This window comes from Pseudomonas sp. Colony2 (genome assembly GCF_019382755.1).
In the GTDB taxonomy this organism is placed as follows: Bacteria; Pseudomonadota; Gammaproteobacteria; order Pseudomonadales; family Pseudomonadaceae; genus Aquipseudomonas.
The window spans coordinates 4,362,683-4,364,402 of record NZ_CP080030.1 but is presented as its reverse complement, the minus strand read 5'-3'; the positions used below and the strand labels follow the sequence as shown (position 1 = coordinate 4,364,402).

1 protein-coding gene is annotated in these 1,720 nt (G+C 60.9%); it reads right to left on the bottom strand.

What is annotated here, in order from left to right:
* Nucleotides 1-390: 390 nt before the first annotated feature.
* Complete coding sequence (potE, locus tag JV201_RS17275; RefSeq protein WP_177008275.1) at nt 391-1,707, bottom strand: putrescine-ornithine antiporter; 1,317 nt, start codon at nt 1,705-1,707, stop codon at nt 391-393.
* Nucleotides 1,708-1,720 lie beyond the last annotated feature (13 nt).

Genomic DNA, 1,720 nt, shown 5'->3' with positions numbered 1-1,720 from the left:
GCAAAGACCAGAGCGAAAGCAGATCTGCTTTTCTGTGGGAGCGGGCTTGCTCGCGAAAAACCTGAGAGCGCCGCGTTCATTCAGAATGCCCGCGTCATCGTTAACGACCTTCGCGAGCAAGCCCGCTCCCACATTTGGACCGTGCCCGCTTTAGMTTTTGATTTGGCTTTTGCTCTTCAACACTCAAGCCGGCCGGTAGGCCGCTGTGCTCTGCTTTTGATCTTGATCTTGGGCGCCCCGTTAAACCACGCTGGCCGGAGTGAGGGCACTCCGAGCCTAAGCGAGGAGCCGAGTGGTGGGGCAAGAGCGTTTTGCTTACTTTTGCGCTTTTCAAAAGTGAGCCGCTGTAAGAGCGGAACCAATCTCAGCCATCACCAAAATAACGGATATTCACCCACCACCGGCCGTGATAAACCGCCGCGCCAAAAAACCATACAACAGATACCCAAACGCCAACACCAGCGTCGCACCAAACACCGCCTCCTCACCACACGCATAAATCGCATACAGCGAATACCCCACGGCAATCAGCAACACCGTGGTATTGCGCGCATACACCACCGCCGCCACCCGCGCCTTGTGCATCATCACCAGCAGCCCGGTCAGCGCGGTGACGTAAGGAATCAAATTGGTCACCACCGCCAGGTTCACCAACTTGCCGAACTGCGCACTGGCTGTGGGCGAGATGGTCGACAAGGCAATCAGGCTCTGCAACGCCGCACAGGCAATCAGCCCCAACACCGGCGCGTGGGCGCGGCTGACCCGGCTGAAGAAGCGCGGAAACAGACGCTGGTCCGCCGACATCTTGGCCGTTTGCGCCAGGGTGAATTGCCAGCCCAACAGCGAACCAATACACGCCACTACCGCCAGGGCCATGATGATATCGCCCACCAGCGGCGTGAAGATCTGCGCATACACCAGGGCAAACGGCGCGGAAGACTCGGCCAGTTCGGCGTTAGGCACGATGCCCTGGATCACGCTGGTGGACAGCACATACACCAGCGCCGCGCCGAGGGTGCCCAGCAGGCAGGCCAGCGGCACGGTGCGCTTGGGGTCTTCCACCGCGTCATAGCCCTGGGCCGCGGACTCCATGCCGAGGAACGCCCAGAGGGTCAGCGGGATACTCGCGCCAATCGCATCCCACAGTTGCAGTTGGTTGGGGTTCCAGGCATCGCTGAACACCTCCGTCTTGAAATAGAACCAGCCGATCACGCTCAAGCCCGCCACGGGAATGATCACGCCCCACACCGTGATCACGCCGATCCGCCCGGTCAGGCGCGGCCCGCCGAAGTTGGCCACGGTAGTCAGCCAGATCAGCCCGAGGGTGCCGATGAATAAGGGGATGGGGCCGCTGCCCAGCCACGGGATGAAGGACGACAGGTAGCCCACCGCCGAAATCGCAATCGCCACATTGGCGATGATCAGCGACAGGAAATACAGGAACGAACAGAGGAAGAACCCGGACTTGCCGTGGGCCTCTTCGGTGTAGGCCGACATGCCGCCGGTGCGGGTGCAGAAGAGGCCGCACTGGGCAAAACAGTACGCGATCGCCATCGAGCCCACGGCGGTGATCAGCCACGACAGCAGCGAAATCGCACCCAATTGCGCCATGCTGGCGGGCAGCATGATGATGCCCGAGCCCATCATGTTGATCGCCACCAGGGTGGTCAGGCCCATCAGGCTCATCTTTTTGCTTGGCTCGGCCATCGGCAACTCCTTG